Source organism: Thermococcus atlanticus (assembly GCF_054657855.1).
Map to the genome: position 1 here is coordinate 771068 of NZ_BAAHXX010000001.1, position 21627 is coordinate 792694.

The window sequence follows — 21627 nt, forward strand, 5'->3', positions numbered from 1 at the left end:
CAATCCCTCCAAGGTTGCGGTATGAGGGTTATAAGACGCAGGGCACGGCAGCTGTACACAAGGAGCAGAATCCCGGGGGTTGATTACACGGTCAATCAGTATGCCGGCTGTGCCTTCGCCTGCAAATACTGCTACGCAAAGTTCCTCTGCCGCTGGAAGAACTACGGCCCGTGGGGCAGCTGGGTTGAGGTGAAGGAAAATGCTCCTGACCTTGCGAGGAGACATGTTGAGGGCAGCGTTGCAATGTCCACTGTGAGCGACCCGTATCAGCCGATAGAGGCCGAGTTAAAGCTCACGAGGAAGGTTTTGCGCTACATGGACAAGAGGAACAGGCTTTCCATACTCACCAGATCGCCGCTCGTTACCCGGGATATAGACCTTTTCAGGGAGTTCCGCTCAATTGAGGTCGGCCTCACTATAAACGGCTTCACCGGAAGGGAGAAGAGGCTCTTTGAACCGCTGACACCGGTTCACGAGGCGAGGGTTAACGCCCTCAAAGAGCTCCACGAAGCCTGCCTGAAAACGTACGTCTTCGTCAGCCCAATAATCCCGGAGATAACAGACGTCTCCGCCATAATTGAAAACACGAAGGGCCTTGCGGACCACTATTTCTTCGAGGTTATCAACCTCAGAGCCGCTGGAAGGGAGTTTCAGGAACTCCTGCGCGATGAATATCCGGAGAGCTACAGCATCCTTACGGATGATGGGAAGTTTGCAGGCTTCATTGAGGAACTGAAAGGGGAGATAGGAAAATCAGGGGTTAAAACGGATGGAATTGAAACACACAGGAGGCTCATTCCCCTCCAACTATCCCTATAACCATCGAATTTACATTAGTGCCTGTGGGCCCGGTTTTCAGGAGAGCATCTGCCTTTTCGAGGGCGTGGTATGCATCATGATTCCTGAGGGCTTCCTCCACGTCAACTCCCGCTTTTTCCAGCTTTTCCAGCGTAGACCCGTCGACCAGGCCTCCTGCTGCATCTGTGGGCCCGTCCGTTCCGTCAGTGTCAAATGCGACCACCGCAGCGTTCAGCCCTGAAATCTTCCTCGCCACGCTGAGCGCGAGCTCCTGACCCGGCCCGCCGAGGCCCTTCGCATCCCCGACGCTCACGGTGGTTTCACCACCCATGATGAGAACAGCGGGCTTTCTGAAAGGCCTGTCCCTGCGATGAATTTCCTGTATCATGCATCCGAGGAACGTCCCGACTTCCCTCGCCTCCCCTTCCATCACCGTTGTCAGTATGTGGGCCTCAAGGCCAAGCTCTTCCGCCTTTTTCTTCACGGCCACGCACGACTTTTCAACGCTTCCGATGATGAAGTTGTGGACGTTTGGAGGATTTTCCTTGAGCGTTTCTTCCCTCTCTCCTCTGAGTCCGAGCTCCATATGCTGCCTGACGCTCCCTGGGAGCTTATCCCAGAGGCCGTAGCGCGTGAGTATCTCATGGGCATCCTGAAAAGTTGTGGGGTCTCTCACCGTGGGGCCGGAGGCTATCGCTTCGAGGTTGTCACCCACGACATCGGAGATAATCAGGCTCACGAGGGTTCCCTTCACCTGTTTGGCAAGTTTCCCTCCCTTTACCCGGGAGATGTGCTTTCTCACAGTGTTTATCTCATGTATCTTGGCCCCGCTTCTCAGGAGCAGGTCATTGGTTTTAATCAGCTCGTCCAGTGTTATTCCCTCCTCCGGCAGCTCGAAGATTGCGGAGCCGCCGCCGGAGATCATCACGAGCAGGATATCCCCCTCCTTCACCTTCCGGGCAAGCTCCAGACCGAGCCTTCCTGCGAGGAGGGAGTTCTCGTCTGGAAGGGGATGACCGGCCTCTATCACCTCCGCTTCCGGCGGACAGCCGGATGCATAGCCGTGCTTGGTCGCCACAACGGCCTCTGCTATCTCCCCACCAAGCACATCAAATGCCGCCCTGCTCATCCCGCATGCCGCCTTTCCGAATGCGAGGAGATAAATCCTGCCTCTCACCGGAAATTTCCTGCCTGAAACCTCAAGCCATTCATTATCAACCCTCAGGGAATTCTTTACAGCTTTGTATGGATCAGCAGCTTCGATGGCGGTTTTCATAAGCTCAATGGCCAGCTCTCTCATGGAATCACCTGCCCCTCAGTATTATCCTCTCGGCCTCAACATCCTCAAGCGAGGAGTTCCACCCTCCAACGACGTATCTTTCACCGTCGGGTGTCTCAATGGTTATGTTCGATATGACCTTTCCTTCACTTTCGAAAAAGCCCGCTATCCTCCCTGTGAGATGGGCTGTTCTCCGGGTTTTCACGAACTTCCCGAGCACCTCCACCTTGTATCCCACGAGGTTGAATTTCTTTATGTCCTCAACGAGCTCCCTGATGCGGAGGTATTCCTTGGGAAGCTCCAGTCTGCGTTCCTCATGATAAACCGTCTTCCCTGTCGGCCAGAGGACGTGATAAAAGTAGCGGTCGAACATGAAGAGAAGGTTCTGATCCTCAATTATAAGGGCATAACCATAGAGGGATGAACCGCTCGTTGTCAGGGCATCATAGGGTGCATAGATGCCAAGCTCCCTGTCCTGAATAACTATCAACGGATCACTAACCTCTCTTATCTTGACAGTTCTGCCAACTTTTGGCACATTTCCATTTCCATAGGCAAAGATATGGATTTCAGGCTTCTGTTTTTTCCTGAGCTCATCTTCAAACTTTTCTATAAGAGAAAGGGGAGCCGCTATCGAGAGATGGAGTCGTGCGTTTTTTATTGCTTTTCTGATGTAGTCCTCAAGGGTTATCTTGCTCTTGACAACAAGGACTGTGCCTGTTTCCTCGACAGGGGTATAAAGCTTTTCAAGCTCATCCCTGACTATGGAGATTCTCCTTTCGTATTTCTCCTTCATGGCATCCAGCACTCTGGCCGGCTCCACGGGAATAACTTTCTTCGGCCTGCTTCCGCTTGTCGTTACGAATCCCTTGGTCATCAGACTTTGGATGACATCATATATCCTTGGCTGGGGAACCTTTGAGAGTGCTGCAAGCTCACCTGCAGTCAGGGCTCCCCTTTTTATCAGGGTTAAATACGCCCTTACCTCATATTCATTCAGACCTAGATCTTTCATAAGTACCCTGAGTTCCCTCTCCCGCATCTCTCACCCTCAGATTATTGCCTTTTCGGTTGATCTGTCAAAAACATGGATATTGTCCAAGTCAACTACTATTTTAACCTTTTCTCCAATCGGGAGGGGAATGTGACCAGGCAGCTTGATCTTGATTAACCGGTTGCCTATCATTGTATGGACTATCGTATCCGTGCCCAAGGCCTCTATGAAGTCCACAACACCTTCGATCTTTGCTGCCCTCCTGACATGTTCGAGGGTTGAAACTCCCTCTATGGTCATGTGCTCCGGCCGGACTCCGAAAATAACCGTCTTGTCAATGTAATCCCTAAGCAGTTCTCCCAGATCGGGAGGCAGGGGTAATTTGAATCCTTCTCCTTCGATGACAATTCCTTCAGCGCTTTCCTTAACGCTAACCTCTATCATATTCATCTCTGGTGCTCCGATAAAGGTTGCCACGAATATTGACTTCGGCTTCAAATATACCTCTGTTGGGGGCCCTACCTGTAGCAGATGCCCCTTGTTCATTACAGCGATTCTATCGCCCATCGTCATGGCCTCGACCTGGTCATGGGTGACATAGACCGTCGTGACCTTGAGCTTTGTCTGGAGCTTCTTTATCTCGGCCCTCATGGTTACCCTGAGCTTTGCGTCAAGGTTGCTTAAAGGTTCGTCCATGAGCAGAACTTCAGGCTCAACGACGATGGCCCTTGCGACGGCCACACGCTGTCTCTGACCTCCGCTGAGCTGGGCGGGATAGCGGTCGAGGAGCTCCCCGATCTGGAGAAGCTCAGCTGCCCATTTGACCCTCTCTTTGATTTCGTTTTCCGGATATTTTTTCACCTTCAGGGGAAATGCTATGTTATCATAGACCTTCATGTGCGGCCAGACCGCATAGCTCTGGAAGACCATGGATATGTTTCTGTCCTTCGGTGGCAGGTATGTAACGTCCCTGTCCCCGAACCATATCTTTCCATCTGTCGGCAGCTCCAGTCCCGATATCATCCTCAGTGTGGTTGTCTTCCCGCAACCCGAGGGGCCGAGCAGCACGAGAAATTCTCCATCCTTAATCGTCAGATTCAGTCCATCAACTGCCTTAACTTTTCCATTGTCAAAGTACTTCTTAAGGTCTTCAAGTCTGACTTCCACCACTTTTAACACCTCACTTGAGTGCTATTCCCCACATGGAGATTAGATATCTTCTTGCAAGTGCCACGTATATCATGGCCGGAAATGCCATTATAAACGCGGCGGCAAACTTGTAATAATCCGGAGCGGTTTCCATCAGGGTTAACATGAGGGCCGGGAGTGTCCTGTGGCTGAATGTTAGCACTGAGGCTGCAAAGACCTCGTTCCATGAGCCCACGAAAGTAAACATTGCTGCTGCGGCCAATCCCGGGAGTGCCAGAGGCAGGGTTATCTTCAAAAAAGACTGAAATCTTGTCAATCCAAAGACCATACCCGCCTCTTCGAGCTCTCTGGAGGTTCCTGCAAATATGCTTGCTGTAATCAGGACAACAAGTGGCAGGGCACCTGCACTGTGTGCCAGAGCGACTCCAAGTCGTGTGTCGAGGAGATGAAGCCTGATGTATAACATCACCAGAGGTACTGCCATTATGGGAACTGGGAATATCTTCAGCGCGAGCATACCAAGTTTTATGCTGTCCTTGCCGGGGAATATGAACCTCGCCAGCGAATATCCAGCCGGAAGTCCGAGTATAAAGCTTATTATTATGGTCATCGTTGCCACGATCACGCTGTTTTTCAGGGCTTCCCATCCTCCTAGGGTGAAGAGCAGCATTTTCACTGTGTTAAATGTGAAACTCAGGGGAACTATCTCGTGCGGGTTGTAATATGCATCTGGAGTTCCGAAGGCATAAAGGGTGGAGACGATCAGAGGAGTCCCCATCCAGATTATAATGACAAAAACAAGTGTGTAGAAGCCAATCCGCTTTAGTTCGTAGAGTGTTTTGTCGTTCATCTTTTCACCTCCAGGTATTCAGCCCTTGTTATCCTTAGGTATATGACACCTATTGCAAGGGACATCACTGCTATCAGCAGGGCGTAGAATGCTCCCACTCCATAATCTTTGATCTGCGTTACCTGGTAGTATGCCTCTCCGGCCAGCACCGGCACATCCCTTCCAACGAGCACCCACACAATTCCGAAGATGCTGAACGCATAGATTGTTCTCAAGAGGAGGGCAGTCTGAATGCTGGGTTTAAGGAGTGGAATTATTATGCGTCTGAGCTTTGTCCAGTAGCCGGCTCCGAAAACCTCTGCTGCTTCAAGGTATTCCTGACTTATCATCTGCAGGCCTGCAAGGACAATGACGAAAATTGTAACCGTTGACCTCCACAGCTCCACGAATACTATCACCATAAATTCTCTCGTATGAAACTGATACCCGAAAAGCTGTATTGGGGCGTGTATCAGTCCCAAGTTTAGCAGCAGTTTGTTCATAAACCCACTTGGAGACAGCATTGAATACCAGATCAGACCCGCCGCGATGTCGCTTAAAGTCATCGGGATTAAGAGCAGGGTCAGGGCTACATTCCTGCCCTTGAACACCTTGTTAACTGTCAGGGCAAGGATAAGAGCAAGTAAAAGCTGGGTTGGCAGTATGATTGCGGCCAGCCCGAGGGTATCCTTTACAGCAGGCCAGAAATAGTAGTTGTTAATCGCCCGATGAACAGTTTCGAGGGAGAAGCCTCCATTCTGGTAAAAAACAAGCTTGATTCCTTCAATCATAGGATATCCTATGAATATCATGAGATATATAAGCGCGGGAGCGAGTAACAGATAGGGCACATATCTCGATAATCCCCTGTTGGCATAACCTCCCTGCATCTCCTGACCTCCTTTTATGCTTTGAAGCTACAAAACCTTAAAAAGGATTAAGAAAACAAAAATTAAGAAATCACGGCAGAGGCACGCCTGCTTCCTGGAAGAGCTTATCCAGCTGGGCACCGATGTCCTTTGTAACCGTTGCTGGGTCCTGTCCCTGGAGGACTATTCTTCTGAAGGCCTCCTTATAGAGCTCTCCGAACTGGCCTCCGTATTTGCCCAGGTTGGGTATCATCACCACAAGCGCATCTGAAGTTGATTCCTGTGCCGCAACACCCTTCGCGAGCACCTTGAGAGGTCCTGAGGGCAGCTGCTCACTTGCCTCTTTGACAACAGGGAAGAACCCTGTCTGGGCGAGGGTTTCTGCCTGAACCTTCGGTGTTGTGAGGTAGTCTATAAGCTTCCAGGCAGCATCCTTGTTGGGAGCTCCCTTCGGAATGGCCAGACCTGCAACGACCAATATGAACCCCCTGCCTTTTGGCCCTCTTGGCACTGGGACAACTACAAACTTGTCAGGTTCTTTCGTTATTGCATCCTTGATTCTTGCTGTGTGATCCCATGCTATCAAAACATCCCCTCTCAGGAGCGGGTCTGCCATCTCATCCCATGTTGTGCTTGAGGGGTTCACATACTGCCAGAGGTTCTTGAGGTACTTCCACATCTGGATGGCTTCAGGAGAATCGAACTTCTTAACCTCATATCCTGTGTAGGATGGGTAGAGATAACCATGGAGGAATCTGTGGAAGAGACCCTTAACCGGGAATCCGAGCTCCTTTTTACCCGTCTTTTCATAGATGTTCTTGGCCCATGCAAGAAGAGCATCATATGTCCACTTGCTTGTGCCCTGCATAACATCCTGCTCCGTGAGCCCGCTGGGCAGGTACTTGAAGGCCTCCTTGTTGATAACCATCACGTACGTGGCACTCATCCAGGGGATGTATGCTTTTGTGCCTCTTATCATGGCATACTTTTCAAAGGTTGATATGAATGTTCTGCCCTTGAGCTGGGGCATATTGCTTAGGTCCATGAGCCATCCCTGGGACTGATAATAATCCATAGCCCCATGGAGATCTCCGATAAGGTCTATGGTGACCTTGCCACTCTTTTCTTCTGCTGCAAGCCTCGTGCTTAGATCAAAGTAGCTTATCGGGACAAACTGTGTATCAATCCCTGTTTGCTTCTTGAATCCCGGCAGTACTGTATTGAGAATGAAGGCTCTCTCAGCAGGGGGCACCAGCTGTGTTGATGCCCAGACAACCTTACCACCGGTTTTGGTTGTGGTGGATACTGCACTGCTACTTGTGCTTGGTGCGGATGAGGAGGTGCTGGTGCTTCCTCCTCCACTTATACAGCCGCTTGCAACCACGGCAAATGCCATCACTCCAATTAAAAACAAACTCAGTATCTTCCTGTTCATGGAACGACACCTCCATACGTCAAAGCATATTTCATGCAGAAGGTATATATAAGTTTTATGCTTCAAAACCACTGAAAGTGGTTGTTTTTACAAAAATGTAAAGGCAAAAAATAGGCGATTATAAACTAAGGGATACCTTCTTTCCTGTAGTGGAGGATTCGTAAGCAGCAAGGATAATGGCGAGGTTCTTTCTGGCATCTTCGCCGCTTATCGGGACTTCCCTGTCCTTCAGAACTGCCATCACGAATTTCTCCACTATCGCCCTTACATCCGGCCTGTCCCAGTATATCTTCTCGGCCCTGTCCTGATACACCGTAAAATCAGGATAGGCCGTTCTGACATCAAGGAAGCCCTCCCTTCCGACGAGGTAGTACTTTATCTCAAGTCCGTAGGAGTACCCCTTTGGGTTCCCCCATCCTGCTGTTAGGACAGCTATGATGCCGTTTTTGAATTCCAAGACAGCCGTCCCTATATCATCAACAGGGAAGCCGTATATCTTTGCTCCGATGTCAGCATAAATCCTTTTTGGAAGACTCTTTGTCAGCCAGAGGAGGGAGTCTATCCCGTGCGGTGCGGTGTCCATGAATCCACCGCCGCCGGACTTTCTGACGTCAAGGAACCACTCCATATTGAGCCCCTGAAGGAATATGGGTGGCTTCACGTTTTCAGATATCGCATGGATATACTCCAGCGCTCCGATTTCCCCGGCTTCAACCATCTCCTTGGCTTTTATAAGAGGTTCAGTGAAGCGCGGGTTGAAGGGCAGCATGAGCTTCACATCATTTTTTTCCGCGGCCTTTATGACATCATCTGCATCATCCAGCGTTAGGGCTATGGGCTTTTCAAGGAGTATGTGCTTCCCCTCCTCTGCGGCCCTGATTGCAACCTCTTTATGTCTGTAGGTCTCAATGGCAATATACACAGCCTCGACATTTTCGTCCTTCAGGAGATCCTCATAATTCCTGTAGAATTTGGCTCCATACTTCTTTGCCTCCCCCTTCGCCACGTCTGAATTGGCTCCATCCCCGGATATTGCGTAGAGCTTCGCCCTCCTGCTCTGGGCTATCGTTGAGGCATATCTGATTGCGTGGGGATGAGCATAGCTTATTATGCCGAAGTTAAGCTTCTTCATAATCTCACCACCTCCCCTTTCCGGGCGCTCTCCTTGGCTTTTTCAGCAATTTTCAGGGCTATCAATGCGTCATGTGCGGTAACAGCGGGCTCTGTGTCGTTTTTTATACAGTCGAAGAAGTGTCTCAGCTCCCTTTCAAAGGCATCAGGGAACGTTGAGAGCAGCGGGGAGAACCTCGGCATCTCAAAGTTGGCTTTTGCCACCCCTACAACGGGTGTATCGAGTGGTGTGTACCTTATCCTGCCGTTTTTGCCGATTATATCAACGTGGTGGTAGAAAACTCCATAGCGTGCCGGATAGGGGTATGCCCAGCTGACCTCAGCTATACCTGTTTTGCCGCCCTCGAACTTTATCATCATGATAAAGTGGTCGAAGGTGTTGTTGGCCTTGGCCTCCTCCTTGATTGCCTTTCCTACCCCAAGAACTTCAACGGGTGAGCTTTCAAAGAACCAGCGCAGGAAGTCGGTTACATGCACCCCAAGATCAAGAGCCACGCCGCCGCTTTTGCTTTCATCCCAGTACCAGTAGTGTGCGGGGAAGGGAAGGTTCTGAACCTCAGTCTTCCTTATATGCATCGGGAGTATGTTCCTTTTCTTGATGATATCCTTCATCTGAACCCATCTCTTGTCAAAGCGCCGTACCTGACCAACGAAGAGCTTGAGCCCTTCTTTTTCAGCGGTTTTGATCATCCTTTCAGCTTCCTCAGTGGTCAATGCTATTGGCTTTTCGACTATTACATGCTTCCCTGCCTTCAATGCCTTTATGGCAATCTCTGCATGGGTGTATGTCGGAGTCAGGATTTCAACAACATCAAAATCGAGATCAAAAAACTCATCAAGACTCTGAAAGGCTCTGGCATTGAAAAACTTTGCACCTTCTCTGGCCCGTTTTCCATCTATATCCGCACAGGCCGTAACTTTAATGCACTCCATATGTTTTAATGCGGGTTTGTGGGCCAGGTTGAATATGTTTCCACACCCTATTATTCCGACTTCAAGCTTTCCCATGGGGATCCCCCGAGGAGGGTGGCACAAAAGATATATAAACCTTTCTAAAATAAAACCACTTTGAATGGTTGTATATTTAGAAGGTGGTGGAAATATGAAGGTGATGGTTGGGATACCCAGCTATAACAATGGAGACACGATATCCTTTGTGGTGGAGCAGGCCGCTAAAGGACTTGAGAAGTACTTCGGAGGCGGTTTGGTGGTCAACGCTGACGGAGGGAGCAGTGATGGCACAAGGGACGCCGTGCTGAGTGCCAGGGTTCCGGATGGCGTTGAGGTTAGAAGCTTTGTTTATAAATGGCCTATTCCGGGCAAGGGAAGTGCAATGAAGGAGCTCATGGAAGTTGCGAGGGACGAGGGAGTTGATGCTCTTGTCTTTGTTGACAGCGATTTGAGGAGCATAACTCCCGAATGGATATATAAATTCGCAAAGCCGATCGAGGATGGGTACGATTTTGTCGCTCCCCTGTACATAAGACACAAGTGGGACGGCACAATAACAAACAATATTGCATATCCCATGACGGCGGCGCTGTACGGTAAGAACATAAGACAGCCCATAGGAGGGGATTTCGGGATCAGTACCAAGCTCATAGATGTGTATCTCGGTGATGAGGAGGTGTGGAAGACTGACGTGGCCCGCTTTGGGGTTGATATTTTCCTGACAACGACGGCCATAGCCAACGACTTCAGGGTAATCCAGACCGCACTCGGGCTCAAGATACACGACCCCAAGGATCCCGCGGCTTCCCTCGGCCCGATGTTCAATCAGGTTGTTGGGACGCTCTTCATGCTCATGGTGAGGTATGAAGATGCATGGAAGGAAGTTGGAACGCTTGAGGCTGTTCCTGTGTGGGGGGAGCTGGTTAAAGGAGAACCTGAACCGGTTAAAGTAACGCTGAGCCTTCTGAAGGAGAGGGCCCGGGAGCTGTTCAGTGAGAACGAGGCTGTTCTGCAGAAGGTACTATCTGAGGAGACGCTAAAGGGCGTCATGGAAGCCCTGAAAACATTTGAATTTGATGATGTCCTGTGGAGCCATGTGCTCTACGATGGCGCTGCCGCATACAGGAGGGGCATCCTGAAGAACGCTGAACCCCTGATACCCCTTTACTTCGCCAAAACTGCCGATTTCATTGAAAAAACAATGGAAATGAGCACGCTTGAGGCGGAGAAACTGATAGAGGAAAGGGCACAGGTGTTCTTAGAGGAGAAGACCTATCTCACTGAAAAATGGTGATTTCTTTATTTCCTCCATTTTAGGGACACTCCATGCCCCCTTCCTCAGTGTTGAGAGTGCGGCAACGAAATTTGCAAATTTTCCGATTCTCTTTAGCTCTTCCCTGCTCAGCTCAAAGTTTTCCATCTTTCCAAGATGCCACAGAGCTGCCAGAAGCGCCGCCATATACGCATCTCCGGCTCCCGTTGTATCGACCGGCTGCACCTCGTAGGCCGGGATATTCACCTCAACCCCTTCATGGGTTAGTGTGCTTCCCCTGGAGCCCTTTGTTACTGCGAGCAGGGAGAAATCAAAGTCCTCGATGCTTATCCCGTGCTCGCCCAGATAGCGCATCTCCTCGTCCCCGATTTTGATTATGCTTGCAATTCTAAGCCCATTTTCAATATCCCTCAGCATCTCTTCCTCTCTGCCCTTCCACAGGTCGAGGCGGATGTTTACATCGTAGCTGAGGGGCACATGTCTCCTGGCATCCTCCAGGAAGTTAAATGCGGTGGAGCGGCTCGGTTCTCTGGCAAAAAGCACGCTTCCAAAATGCACCAGCCCTGCCTTTTTGATATCAACGGAGGATACATCTTCATCCCTGATGTTGAAGTATGCCACACCATCGTAGAGGATGAACTCCGGCTTCGCACCGATGAGCTGAACGAAGACGGCTCCGGTGTGCTTCTCCGGGTCTTTTCTTATGTATTCCGTGCTAACACCCTCTCCTTTGAGCTTCTCAACGAGGAAATCCCCGAATGGGTCAGCACCCACCTTGCTTATCAACGCCGAGGGAACGCCTAAGCGGGAAAGTCCAACCACCACATTGGCCGGTGCGCCGCCTGCATGCTTCTCAAAGCTCCTGACATCTTTCAAAGGCCCTTCCTGCTGCGCTATAAAGTCTATCAGGATTTCACCTATGGCGAAAATCATCTGCCTCCCCCTGTTTTTTAAGGGCTTATGACCTTAAAGTTTTGCTGTCCCGTGTTTATATTGTATATTGTTATTAGGATAAGTGAAGGGTGCCCTGCAATCGCAATTGCCAGTATTGAGCTTATCACAACAGCATCCCTGTGTTTATACTTAAAGTAAATAAAATATGTCAGATGTATCCATTGTGGACACCGGGTCAGGAATAGCGAAGTTAACGTTTCATTATCCATTGATCCACCGTTATGCTCATTGAAAATCCGGCCGGTACGAGCCGCAAAATATATATACTTTTAGTATATAGTAGGTGGTGAGGTGTCTCTATGAGTACCAAGAAAGTATTGTTTAGCCTGTTGTTGATAGGAGTTCTGGCATTTTCTATTGTGGCCAGCGGGTGCATCAGCGGCGGAGGAAGCACCAGCACATCCCCCCAGACCACAACGAAAACCACAACAAAGACCGAAACGAAGATTCAGGAGCAGGTAACCCTGAAGGTTATAGGCCCATGGTCAGGCAAAGAGCTGGATGCCTTCATGAAGGTTATCAAAGCCTTCGAAGCCCAGCATCCAAATATAAAGATTGAGTACAAAACATACAGGGCTGAGGATCTCGCAACCATTCTGCCGCTCCAGTTTGAGTCCAAGGATACCCCCGCAGACGTGATCTTCATGTGGGGATGGTTCATCAAAAAGATGGGTGAAAAGGGACATCTGATGACATTCAATGATGTCATAAACCCCGATGAGTACATCCCGGGAGTTCTAAATGCCGTTACGGCCAACGGAAAGATTTACGGTGCTCCCTTCACGGCGGCAGCCAAGCCCGGCTTCTGGTACAGGAAGTCCTTCTTCAAGAAGTACGGTCTGAAGCCGCCCCAGACATGGGATGAGTTCGTCGCACTGCTCGCCAAGATAAAGAAGATACCCGGAATAAAAGCCCCGATAGTTAGCGGAGACAGCGTCGGATGGCCGCTTTCGGACATTACCGAGCACTTCATCCTGACGTTCGGCGGTGCCAAGATGCAGCTTGGACTTATAAACGGCAGTATCAGATTTGAAGACCCGCAGGTAAAGGCTATATTTGCTGACAGGCTTGTGCCTCTCCTCAAGGCCGGCTACTTCAGCGAGCCCGTGGAGTGGACGTCAGCCGTGACTTCATGGTGGAAGGGGGACTATGCGCTGTACTTTATGGGCACGTGGATTACCGGAATGGTAGATGACCCGAACGACCTCGGACTGATATCCCTTCCGGGATGCAAGGCAATGGTTCTCGCTCCGGATTACCTCATGGTGCCAAAATACACGGCACATCCGAAAGAAGCCATGGAGCTGGCCAAATTCCTCGCAACTGAAGGCCAGAGAGTACACGTCGGCACAAACTCAGGAAAGCTTGCCACCTGGAAGAAGGTTACAATAGACGACTACTGGGCACCGATGAGGGACGTTGCAAAGATAGTCAGCAACGTTGAAGCGGTGCCCGACCTCGACGACAGCGTTGGAGGAGAATGGCAGAAGACATTCTGGGATCAGCTGAAGCTGCTTTGGGTTCAGCCTGACAGGCTGAATGATGTGCTGAAGACTCTCGACGATAAATTCCCCAAGAAGTGAGGAGGTTAGCCTCATGAGGAGACCCAGAACTTTAATTCCTCTCTTTTTTCTTTTGCCAGCGTTGATTCTGCTCGTGCCCTTTGTGATATATCCAGTTTTGAAAACCATATATCTCAGCTTCTTCCTTGAGGGTAAATTTGTGGGTTTGGAGAACTATAAGCATGTGCTGCTGAGTTCTGATATCATAAACCTTGATAGGTTTCCCACCAAATCCCCACCATGGGGATCGTTAATCAACAATATTATTTTCATCGCAATCCACCTCCCCTCGACCATCTTTTTGGGTCTTGGGCTGGCTCTCCTGCTGAAAAGGGAGGAGGTTAAGGGGAGCTCCCTTATAAAGTCCATAATTTTCCTCGGCATGGTAATCCCCATGATCGTCGGGGGTTTGATAACCCGATTCCTTTTTGAGCAGGGCGCGGGAGTTGTGCCCTCTATACTGGGAGCGCTGGGTATAAAAAGTCTCGATATAACCTGGACCGCCTTTCCACAGACGGCTCTGTTTGCGGTTATTCTGGGTTCAATCTGGATATGGACCGGTTTCAGCATGCTGATGTACTCCGCTGGACTGGCATCAATTCCAAGGGACTACTATGAGGCCGCCCTGATAGATGGCGCCAGCAGGTTCCAGATTTTCAGGAACGTGACCTGGCCTCTCCTGAAGCCGATAACCATAGTTGTGGTGGCAATGACCCTCCTGTGGGATCTCAAAATATTTGACATAGTGTATGTTGCCACCGGAGGGGGGCCGGGAGGTGCCTCAATGGTGCTCGCACTCCAGATGTGGGACTACTTCGCAAGGGAGCTGAACTACAACTATGCTGCAGTTGTGGCGGTGCTGCTGACAACATTGACCCTCATACCCGCCATGTGGCTGATTAGAAGGAGGGAATAAAATGGGAATACCGAGATACAAGCTCAAACGGTATGTGATTTCAAACACCATTGCCTGGGTTGCAGGAATAGTATGGCTGATACCATTCCTTGGAGTTTTAATGGCCTCAGTAAGGCCCTACGACCAAATAGTCAGCGGATGGTGGCATCTCCATCCCTTTACGCTGACGATAAAGAACTACATCGATGCCTTTAACCATCCGATGTTTCCAATAGGCGTCGGCCTGAGGAACTCCCTCATAATCGCAGTCCCCGGTGCAATAATCCCGCTCATAGTGGCCTCGCTGGCAGCATATGCTTTCGCCAGATACAGCTTTCCGGTTAAGAACTACCTCTTTGCCTTCATAATACTCCTGATGGCACTGCCGCAGCAGATGACGGTTGTGCCGCTGTACTTCCTATTAAGGGACATGCACCTGCTGAACACATTCAGGGGGCTGATCCTCGTCCACTCGGCATGGGGACTGGCATGGATAACTTTCTTCATGAGGAACTACTTCTCAATGCTCCCGACGGATGTTGAGGAGGCCGCAAGAATAGACGGTGCTTCGGATGTCAAGATATTCTACAAAATTGTCCTCCCAATGGCACTTCCGGGCTTGATTTCGGCCGCAATACTCCAGTTCACATGGGTCTGGAGCGACTTCTTCCTGGCTTTGGTGTTCCTGCAGGATCCATCAAAATACGTTGCCACCCAGAGGCTGCCCCTCCTGAGGGGGCAGTACTACGTGAACTGGGGGGTGCTCACGGCAGCTTCAATACTGGTGATGATAGTGCCGCTGCTCGTCTATGCACTCTTCCAGAAGTACTATATAAGCGGCATGATAGGCTGGTCAACGGAGAAATGAAGGAGGAATGAAAATGTTTGAAGTTGAGAAGTTTAGCGGAGAAGGAAAGAGGCTGAAGGACTACGAAGAAATAATAGGAACCGGGGCGGTTGAAAGGATTATGGAGAAGGCCAGGAGCCTCGAAGGAAAGAGCTTCGCAAACGTAAACTCCACGGCATATGGAGGAGGCGTCGCGGAGATACTCCACAACCTCATCCCCCTAATGAGGGACGTCGGACTGGATGCAAGGTGGCTGGTCATTGAGGGAACCGATGAGTTCTTCAACGTAACCAAGAGCTTCCACAACGCCCTGCAGGGCAACAAGGAGCTCAGGCTCACGGAGGACATGAAGAAGCTCTACATAGAGACAAACAAAAAGAACGCCGGGGACTTTGATTTAAGCGGCTTTGACTACGTCCTGATCCACGACCCGCAACCGGCTCCCCTCATAGAGCTCTATGACAAGAAACAGCCATGGATATGGAGATGCCACATAGACCTGAGCGACCCCAACAGGGAGTTCTGGGGGTTCCTGAGGGAGTTCGTCGAGAAGTATGACCGCTACATCTTCCACATGGAGGACTACGTGCGGGATGACCTTGAGAGGGAAAAGGTCGTCATAATGCCCCCATCAATCGACCCCCTGAGCGAAAAGAACATGGAGCTCAGCGAGAGCGAAGTCCTCAGGATACTTGAGAGGTTTGACGTTGACCCCGATAAGCCGATAATAACACAGGTCTCGCGCTTTGACCCGTGGAAGGGAATATTTGACGTCATAGACGTCTACAGGAAGGTCAAGGAGAAGATACCCGATGTCCAGCTGCTCCTTGTGGGTGTGATGGCACAGGATGACCCTGAGGGCTGGGTCTACTTCGAGAAGACGCTGAGGAAGATAGGCGAGGACTACGATGTTAAGGTGCTCACAAACCTAATAGGCGTCCACGCCAGGGAGGTTAACGCATTCCAGAGGGCGAGCGATGTCGTGCTCCAGATGTCCACGAGGGAGGGCTTTGGATTGACGGTAACCGAGGCCATGTGGAAGGAGAAGCCGGTCATTGGAAGGGCGGTCGGAGGAATAAGGCTCCAGATAGTCGACGGGGAGACGGGATTCCTTATTAAGGACGTCAACGAAGCCGCCGAAAAAGCAGTATACCTCATTAAGAACCCGGACACCGCAAGGGTAATGGGCGAAAGAGCCAAAGAGAGGGTCAAGCAGAACTTCATAATAACCAAGCACATGGAGAGATACATCGACCTGCTAAACTCTTTTTAACCCTTCCCCCAATTATTTTTAGGTGACAGTGATGGAGATACCCCCTGACATTGCACATGCGTTGAGTGAAATCGGCTTTACAAAGTATGAGATACTGACCTACTGGACCCTCCTGGTTTACGGGCCCAGCACGGCCAAGGAGATATCCACAAAAAGCGGCGTTCCATACAACAGGGTCTACGACACAATATCCTCCCTCAAGAAGAGAGGTTTTGTTACCGAAATCGACGGAACGCCACGCATATATGCTGCATACTCGCCGAAGATTGCCTTTTTCAGGTTCAGGAAGGAGCTTGAGGCGATAATGGAGAAACTGGAAGAAGAGCTCAAGAAGGCCAGACACGATGAGCAGAAGCCCGCAATATGGAGGAGCAGCAGCTTTGAAGAGGCCCTTGTGATGTTCAAGGAGACACTTGATTCCGCGGAGAACGAGGTTATAGTGGTAGCACCGAGCGAGTTCTTTGATGACATACAGGAGGATCTCATGAGAACCCTTGAGAAAGGGGTGACCGTGTCGCTCTACATTGACAGGATACCCGACCTATCGGAATTTAAAGACAGGGGAAACCTCTTCGTCAGGCAGTTCTACAAGTTCAACCATCTAATAGGAATGGCGGATGGGAGGGAGGTCGTCAACATTCAGAATGTTAGCTTCAGACCCCAGCTGCCGCCGAGCTTCAAGGCAACATATCCCGAGATTATCTTCTCCCAGTACAGCCTGATAATAGAGATTTTCAAAGAGTCCTCGCTCGTGGGGGAGTATCTCAACAATCCGCAGGATATCAGGTTCTTCGCAATGTTCCATGCAGCGGATTTCGTGAGGAGGCACATCAAAAACCGCACCATAATGGCGGAGGTATATGGGAGAAAGGTCAGGACAGGAAAAACAGAGCGCATTGAGGGTAATGTGGTGGGATACACCCTTTCTTTTAAGGAGGCTGTCAACAACATTCATCTTGAGACCGAAACAGGTGTTGTAAAGGTTGGAGGAATGTTTGCCGTTATTGAGGATTATGAAAGCACAAAAATAAAATTCCTTGTGGGGTGATAGTATGGCTGGTGTTAGGCTTGAGGGTGTCTGGAAGAGGTTTGGTGATGTTGCGGCTGTTAAGGATATGAATCTTGAGGTTAAGGACGGGGAGTTTATGATTCTTTTGGGGCCATCTGGTTGTGGTAAGACTACGACTTTGAGGATGATTTCGGGGTTGGAGGAGCCTTCGGAGGGTAGGATTTTTATTGGGGATAGGCTTGTGGCTGATCCGGAGGCTGGAGTTTTTGTCCCGCCGAAGGACAGGGATATTGCCATGGTTTTCCAGAGTTATGCTCTGTACCCGCACATGACTGTGTATGATAACATTGCATTCCCGTTAAAACTGAGAAAGGTTCCCAAGCAGGAGGTTGATGAAAGGGTTAAGGAAGTTGCCGAATTGTTGGGTTTGACTGATTTGCTGAAGAGGAAGCCTAGAGAATTGAGCGGTGGGCAGAGGCAGCGTGTTGCTTTGGGCAGAGCAATAGTCAGGAAGCCCCAAGTGTTCCTCATGGACGAGCCCCTGTCAAACCTCGACGCGAAGCTGAGGGTTAGAATGCGCGCTGAGCTTAAGAAGCTTCAGAGGCAGTTGGGAGTTACGACGATTTACGTAACGCACGACCAAGTTGAAGCAATGACAATGGGTGATAGAGTGGCGATTATTAATTATGGGGAGCTTCAGCAGGTGGGCACGCCGGATGAGGTGTATAATACGCCGGCTAACATTTTTGTGGGTGGTTTCATCGGCTCACCCCCAATGAACTTCATTGATGCTGCTCTTACCGAGGATGGCTGGGTTGATTTTGGGGAGTTTAAGCTTAAGCTCCTGCCTGATCAGGTTGAAGCTCTTGGGGAGCTTGGGTATCTGGGTAAGGATGTTGTGTTTGGCATCAGGCCTGAGGATATTTATGATGCCATGTTTGCTCAGGTTAAGGTGCCGGGGGAGAATATGGTCAGGGCTAAAGTTGAGATTGTGGAGAACCTGGGGAGCGAGCGTATAGTCCACTTGAGGATTGGGGGTATAACACTTCTCGGCTCGTTCCACAGTGATTCCCGGGTTTCAGAAGGCAGTGAAGTCGACATCGTCTTCGACATGAAGAAAGTCCACATCTTCGACAAGGGCACCGGAAGGGCTGTGCTCTAAAACCTTTTACCTTTCTTTCAGCTTACCCTGTTAAAATTTTACAGGAATTGAGTGCTGTAGGCTGGCTTTTCCTGCTGTGACCTATCATATAGAAACAAAAGAATTAAATACCTTGGTCGAATATACCATTGAGTGAAGCTCCCTCAAGGGGGTGTTTCCATGAGAAAAGCCGTGTACAGCCTCCTGTTGGTGTCTTTTCTGGTTTTCGGAGTGATTGCCAGTGGATGTATCAGCGGTGGAACCAGCACAGAAACTCCCGCTACTGTGACGGTGACGAAATCCGTGGCTCCGGAGCAGAATGTTCTTGAAATCTACCACTGGTGGACAGCCGGTGGGGAGAAGCAGGCAATTGAGGCGGTTTTTAAGAAGTTCAAGGATAAGTACCCCAACATCGAAATAAAGGCAAACCCCGTAAGCGGCGGTGCCGGTGTCAACATGAAGATGGTTCTCCAGTCACTGATGCTCGCAGGCAAACCTCCCGACACATTCCAGGTTCATGCGGGCTATGAGATGTCACCTTACATAAAAGCAAACCAGCTCACTCCAATAGATGACATATGGACTGATGATATGAAAAAGCACTACCCGCAGGTCATCCAGCAGATGGTGATGTTCAACGGGCATTACTATGCGGTTCCGATAAACGTTCACAGGGCGAATGTCGTCTGGTACAACAAGCACATATTTGAGAAGTACGGGATTGATCCAAACAGCATCAAGAGCTTTGATGACTTAATGAGGGTCGCTCAGGAATTGAAGAGCAAGGGAGTAACCCCATTTGCGCTTGGGGACAGGAACAAGTGGCCTGCCACACATGCCTTTGAGGTTGTGATGCTGTCCGTGGGAGGAGTTCAGTTCTATCAGGACTTCATCAACGGAAAAATAACTGATCCCAACGACCCGACACTGAAGAAGGTTCTTAATGCCTATGCCGAATACCTCAACTACGTCAACTCTGATCACGCGGCGAAGACATGGGACGAGGCGTGCGGTCTGGTCTATAAAGGGGATGCCGCAATGACGATAATGGGCGACTGGGCAAACGGATACTTCAAGGCAAAGGGATGGAAGCCGAACGTTGATTATGGAGCAATCGTCCTGCCCTCAAACGTTTACGACCTCGTCATAGATACGTTTGTCCTGCCGGCCAAGGCCGCCCACCCGGACGCTGCCAAGAAATGGCTCAGCTTTATCGGGACTGTGGAAGCCCAGAATACATTCAACCCGATAAAGGGATCAATACCCGCAAGGGACGATGCTCCCCTTGATCCATACGGGCCGATACAGAAGGAGTTCATAAAAGACCTCAGGAGTTCAAGCACGAAGCTCGTGCCGAGCATAACCCATGGAAGTGCTGTCCCGCCTGCGTTCCTCTCGGACCTCAACGACATAATCTCGACATTCGTAACCAACAGGAACGTCGATGAGACAGCGAAGTCCATAGTCAATGCGGTCAAACAGGATCTCCTGCCGAACAAGATAAAGGAGTGGAAGCTCACCTGAGGAGGGTGGGTTGTGAGGCTAAAATTCAGGGAAGAATCCCTCTATTCTCTTTTGTTTTTAACCCCTGCCATTGTTCTCGTTGGGGTTTTCATATACTTTGCAATAGTGTGGAATGTTTACATTTCGTTTACGGACTGGAAAGGATTGATTCCTTCCTACCGGTTTGTAGGGCTTGAAAATTACCGGATTCTCTTCCATGATCCCGTTTTCTGGACATCGTTTAGGAACAACATAATTTTAATAATCCTCTTCGTCCCGGGTTCTCTCCTCCTGGGTCTCCTCCTCGCGATCCTCCTTGACAGAAAAATAAAATTTGAAAACGGATTCAGGACAATCTATGCCCTGCCCTTTGCCCTCTCGTTTGTGGTTACAGCGACCCTCTGGGCATGGATGTACGACCCCTCGGACGGGGTTCTTAACACGCTCTTCAGCATGCTGCATCTGGAGTTCCTCAAGAGCAACTGGATCACTGACCCCCATGTAGCACTCTATGCGGTGATCCTCGCTTTAATCTGGCAGTTCTCCGGCTACACCATGCTCATATACCTGGCCGGCATAAGATCAGTGTCCTCGGAGCAGTATGAGGCCGCAATTATAGATGGCGCAAATCAGCTCCAGCTCTACAGATACGTCGTGATTCCCCAGCTCAAAAAGCCCACCCTTAGCGCATTCGTTGTGCTGATGGTGTTCTCGCTTAAAGCGTTCGACTTCATCTGGGTTTTAACCTCAGGAGGCCCAGGAACCTCGACATTCATCCTGGCCGTTGAGATGTACAAGGAAACATTTGCAAAGACAAAATTTGCCTATGGTGCTTCCATAGCCACAGTGCTCCTCCTGCTGTCCTTTGCGATAGTTCTGCCATACCTCTACTGGAGCTACGGAGGTGAGAAGGAATGAAAACCCGGAGGCTGATTCTTTATCTCCTCCTCATAGCGTTCATGTTCGTCTACCTGCTCCCGTTCTGGAGTGCAGTAACCACCTCCCTGAAAACCGGCAGGCAGGTAACCATGACGACCCCAATCAAGTTTGTACTCCCGCCTTACTTCGGTGCTTACAGGGAGGCCTTCTCCGAGCTGAAAAGACCCATGCTGAACAGCCTGCTCTTTACGACATTTGCCACAATCTTTTCGGTCATGATAGGTTCAATGACGGGGTATGTGCTCGCAAAGCTTCTGAAGGGGTCAACATCCAAAAAGCTCCTGATATTCATAACCCTCGGCATCTTCCTGCCCTACCAGTCAATCCTGATACCGCTGCTCAGGATTATAACAAAGCTCGGTCTCTACAACACAATTCCCGGCATGATTCTCACCCATACCGCATATGGAGTCCCGATAACGACCCTTCTGTTCACCAACTACTACTACGAGGTTCCCGATGAGCTTGTCGAGGCTGCAAAGGTCGATGGTGCGAATCCCCTGAAGATATACACGAGCATAGTATTCCCGATCTCAATACCCGCCTTCGTCGTGACCGCGATATACCAGTTCACGAATATATGGAACGACTATCTGTTTGGCCTTGTGCTGACGAGGGGAGAGGAGGCAATGCCGGCAACTGTTAAGCTTGCAAATCTGAAGGGGAGCTTCGTGGCAAACTGGAACATCCAGATGGCAGGGGCGCTGATAGTCGCAATACCCACACTCTTCATAATGATAGGCCTTGGGAAATACTTAATAAGGGGATACACGAGTGGAGCTGTTAAAGGGTGACA

At 50.1% G+C, this 21627-nt stretch carries 21 protein-coding genes; 11 read left to right on the forward strand and 10 right to left on the reverse strand.

The window, feature by feature from the left end; all coding sequences use genetic code 11:
* The first annotated feature begins 21 nt into the window (after window positions 1-21).
* Window positions 22-819: an SPL family radical SAM protein gene (locus ACYQ27_RS04160; RefSeq protein ID WP_460041056.1), complete on the forward strand. Its 798-nt coding sequence runs from the start codon at window positions 22-24 to the stop codon at window positions 817-819.
* Here the strand turns inward: ACYQ27_RS04160 and ACYQ27_RS04165 are convergent.
* From ACYQ27_RS04165 to ACYQ27_RS04200, 8 genes are all read right to left on the reverse strand, one after another.
* A complete protein-coding gene (locus tag ACYQ27_RS04165; RefSeq protein WP_460041057.1) occupies window positions 794-2098 on the reverse strand; it encodes a glycerate kinase type-2 family protein in 1305 nt (434 codons plus the stop codon). The two genes, ACYQ27_RS04160 and ACYQ27_RS04165, sit on opposite strands and share 26 nt — an antisense overlap.
* 4 nt (window positions 2099-2102) lie before the next feature.
* Window positions 2103-3119 (reverse strand): TrmB family transcriptional regulator, encoded by a 1017-nt coding sequence (locus ACYQ27_RS04170; RefSeq protein ID WP_456453816.1) that lies wholly within the window; start codon window positions 3117-3119, stop codon window positions 2103-2105.
* Between the two features lie 9 nt (window positions 3120-3128).
* Complete coding sequence (locus ACYQ27_RS04175) at window positions 3129-4241, reverse strand: ABC transporter ATP-binding protein (protein WP_456394915.1); 1113 nt, start codon at window positions 4239-4241, stop codon at window positions 3129-3131.
* A gap of 10 nt (window positions 4242-4251) precedes the next feature.
* Entirely contained in the window at window positions 4252-5070 is an 819-nt protein-coding gene (locus ACYQ27_RS04180) for a carbohydrate ABC transporter permease (protein WP_456394914.1), read from the reverse strand.
* Entirely contained in the window at window positions 5067-5939 is an 873-nt protein-coding gene (locus tag ACYQ27_RS04185) for a carbohydrate ABC transporter permease (RefSeq protein WP_456394913.1), read from the reverse strand. The genes ACYQ27_RS04180 and ACYQ27_RS04185 overlap by 4 nt, the downstream gene beginning before the upstream one ends.
* A gap of 70 nt (window positions 5940-6009) precedes the next feature.
* Window positions 6010-7353, reverse strand: coding sequence for an ABC transporter substrate-binding protein (locus ACYQ27_RS04190; RefSeq protein ID WP_456453815.1), 1344 nt, complete (start codon window positions 7351-7353; stop codon window positions 6010-6012).
* A gap of 118 nt (window positions 7354-7471) precedes the next feature.
* Window positions 7472-8485 carry a Gfo/Idh/MocA family protein gene (locus tag ACYQ27_RS04195; protein WP_456453814.1) on the reverse strand — a complete coding sequence of 338 codons (1014 nt, stop codon included), beginning with the start codon at window positions 8483-8485 and terminating at the stop codon, window positions 7472-7474.
* A complete protein-coding gene (locus tag ACYQ27_RS04200) occupies window positions 8482-9492 on the reverse strand; it encodes a Gfo/Idh/MocA family protein (protein ID WP_456453813.1) in 1011 nt (336 codons plus the stop codon). Before ACYQ27_RS04200 ends, ACYQ27_RS04195 begins: the two co-directional genes overlap by 4 nt.
* A 94-nt stretch (window positions 9493-9586) precedes the next feature.
* Here ACYQ27_RS04200 and ACYQ27_RS04205 point away from each other — a divergent pair, with 94 nt between their 5' ends.
* Window positions 9587-10729, forward strand: coding sequence for a glycosyltransferase (locus tag ACYQ27_RS04205; protein WP_456453812.1), 1143 nt, complete (start codon window positions 9587-9589; stop codon window positions 10727-10729).
* Here the strand turns inward: ACYQ27_RS04205 and ACYQ27_RS04210 are convergent.
* The gene (locus ACYQ27_RS04210) at window positions 10694-11641 is read right to left on the reverse strand and encodes a carbohydrate kinase family protein (RefSeq protein WP_456453811.1); all 948 of its coding nucleotides are present in this window, start codon (window positions 11639-11641) and stop codon (window positions 10694-10696) included. The genes ACYQ27_RS04205 and ACYQ27_RS04210 overlap by 36 nt on opposite strands.
* Window positions 11642-11658: 17 nt before the next feature.
* Window positions 11659-11871, reverse strand: coding sequence for a hypothetical protein (locus ACYQ27_RS04215; protein ID WP_460041058.1), 213 nt, complete (start codon window positions 11869-11871; stop codon window positions 11659-11661).
* 90 nt (window positions 11872-11961) lie between these two features.
* Between ACYQ27_RS04215 and ACYQ27_RS04220 the strand changes: the two genes are divergently transcribed.
* The 9 genes from ACYQ27_RS04220 (at window position 11962) to ACYQ27_RS04260 (ending at window position 21625) form a co-directional block, all read left to right on the forward strand.
* Entirely contained in the window at window positions 11962-13245 is a 1284-nt protein-coding gene (locus ACYQ27_RS04220) for an ABC transporter substrate-binding protein (protein ID WP_456394907.1), read from the forward strand.
* Window positions 13246-13306: 61 nt separating this feature from the next.
* Window positions 13307-14140: a carbohydrate ABC transporter permease gene (locus ACYQ27_RS04225; RefSeq protein WP_456394906.1), complete on the forward strand. Its 834-nt coding sequence runs from the start codon at window positions 13307-13309 to the stop codon at window positions 14138-14140.
* A 1-nt stretch (window position 14141) separates the two neighbouring features.
* On the forward strand, window positions 14142-14987 hold the full coding sequence (locus ACYQ27_RS04230; RefSeq protein WP_456394905.1) for a carbohydrate ABC transporter permease: 846 nt from the start codon (window positions 14142-14144) through the stop codon (window positions 14985-14987).
* Between the two features lie 13 nt (window positions 14988-15000).
* Entirely contained in the window at window positions 15001-16239 is a 1239-nt protein-coding gene (gene treT / locus ACYQ27_RS04235) for a trehalose synthase (protein WP_460041791.1), read from the forward strand.
* 31 nt (window positions 16240-16270) lie between these two features.
* Window positions 16271-17287, forward strand: coding sequence for an HTH-type sugar-sensing transcriptional regulator TrmB (gene trmB, locus ACYQ27_RS04240; protein ID WP_456453831.1), 1017 nt, complete (start codon window positions 16271-16273; stop codon window positions 17285-17287).
* 4 nt (window positions 17288-17291) lie between these two features.
* Complete coding sequence (locus tag ACYQ27_RS04245; protein ID WP_460041059.1) at window positions 17292-18410, forward strand: ABC transporter ATP-binding protein; 1119 nt, start codon at window positions 17292-17294, stop codon at window positions 18408-18410.
* A gap of 159 nt (window positions 18411-18569) precedes the next feature.
* Complete coding sequence (locus tag ACYQ27_RS04250) at window positions 18570-19913, forward strand: ABC transporter substrate-binding protein (protein WP_460041060.1); 1344 nt, start codon at window positions 18570-18572, stop codon at window positions 19911-19913.
* Window positions 19914-19925: 12 nt separating this feature from the next.
* A complete protein-coding gene (locus ACYQ27_RS04255) occupies window positions 19926-20810 on the forward strand; it encodes a carbohydrate ABC transporter permease (protein WP_456394528.1) in 885 nt (294 codons plus the stop codon).
* Window positions 20807-21625, forward strand: a complete 819-nt coding sequence (locus ACYQ27_RS04260) for a carbohydrate ABC transporter permease (protein WP_456394526.1) — start codon at window positions 20807-20809, stop codon at window positions 21623-21625. The genes ACYQ27_RS04255 and ACYQ27_RS04260 overlap by 4 nt, the downstream gene beginning before the upstream one ends.
* The last annotated feature ends 2 nt before the right edge of the window (window positions 21626-21627 follow it).

What these genes read in the sequence shown, in the direction of transcription:
- ACYQ27_RS04160 (WP_460041056.1), top strand. Translation starts at nt 22, where the DNA reads ATGAGGGTTATAAGACGCAGGGCACGGCAGCTGTACACAAGGAGCAGA.
- ACYQ27_RS04165 (WP_460041057.1), bottom strand. Translation starts at nt 2,098, where the DNA reads ATGAGAGAGCTGGCCATTGAGCTTATGAAAACCGCCATCGAAGCTGCT.
- ACYQ27_RS04170 (WP_456453816.1), bottom strand. Translation starts at nt 3,119, where the DNA reads ATGCGGGAGAGGGAACTCAGGGTACTTATGAAAGATCTAGGTCTGAAT.
- ACYQ27_RS04180 (WP_456394914.1), bottom strand. Translation starts at nt 5,070, where the DNA reads ATGAACGACAAAACACTCTACGAACTAAAGCGGATTGGCTTCTACACA.
- ACYQ27_RS04185 (WP_456394913.1), bottom strand. Translation starts at nt 5,939, where the DNA reads ATGCAGGGAGGTTATGCCAACAGGGGATTATCGAGATATGTGCCCTAT.
- ACYQ27_RS04190 (WP_456453815.1), bottom strand. Translation starts at nt 7,353, where the DNA reads ATGAACAGGAAGATACTGAGTTTGTTTTTAATTGGAGTGATGGCATTT.
- ACYQ27_RS04195 (WP_456453814.1), bottom strand. Translation starts at nt 8,485, where the DNA reads ATGAAGAAGCTTAACTTCGGCATAATAAGCTATGCTCATCCCCACGCA.
- ACYQ27_RS04200 (WP_456453813.1), bottom strand. Translation starts at nt 9,492, where the DNA reads ATGGGAAAGCTTGAAGTCGGAATAATAGGGTGTGGAAACATATTCAAC.
- ACYQ27_RS04205 (WP_456453812.1), top strand. Translation starts at nt 9,587, where the DNA reads ATGAAGGTGATGGTTGGGATACCCAGCTATAACAATGGAGACACGATA.
- ACYQ27_RS04210 (WP_456453811.1), bottom strand. Translation starts at nt 11,641, where the DNA reads ATGATTTTCGCCATAGGTGAAATCCTGATAGACTTTATAGCGCAGCAG.
- ACYQ27_RS04215 (WP_460041058.1), bottom strand. Translation starts at nt 11,871, where the DNA reads ATGGATAATGAAACGTTAACTTCGCTATTCCTGACCCGGTGTCCACAA.
- ACYQ27_RS04220 (WP_456394907.1), top strand. Translation starts at nt 11,962, where the DNA reads ATGAGTACCAAGAAAGTATTGTTTAGCCTGTTGTTGATAGGAGTTCTG.
- ACYQ27_RS04230 (WP_456394905.1), top strand. Translation starts at nt 14,142, where the DNA reads ATGGGAATACCGAGATACAAGCTCAAACGGTATGTGATTTCAAACACC.
- treT (WP_460041791.1), top strand. Translation starts at nt 15,001, where the DNA reads ATGTTTGAAGTTGAGAAGTTTAGCGGAGAAGGAAAGAGGCTGAAGGAC.
- trmB (WP_456453831.1), top strand. Translation starts at nt 16,271, where the DNA reads ATGGAGATACCCCCTGACATTGCACATGCGTTGAGTGAAATCGGCTTT.
- ACYQ27_RS04245 (WP_460041059.1), top strand. Translation starts at nt 17,292, where the DNA reads ATGGCTGGTGTTAGGCTTGAGGGTGTCTGGAAGAGGTTTGGTGATGTT.
- ACYQ27_RS04250 (WP_460041060.1), top strand. Translation starts at nt 18,570, where the DNA reads ATGAGAAAAGCCGTGTACAGCCTCCTGTTGGTGTCTTTTCTGGTTTTC.
- ACYQ27_RS04260 (WP_456394526.1), top strand. Translation starts at nt 20,807, where the DNA reads ATGAAAACCCGGAGGCTGATTCTTTATCTCCTCCTCATAGCGTTCATG.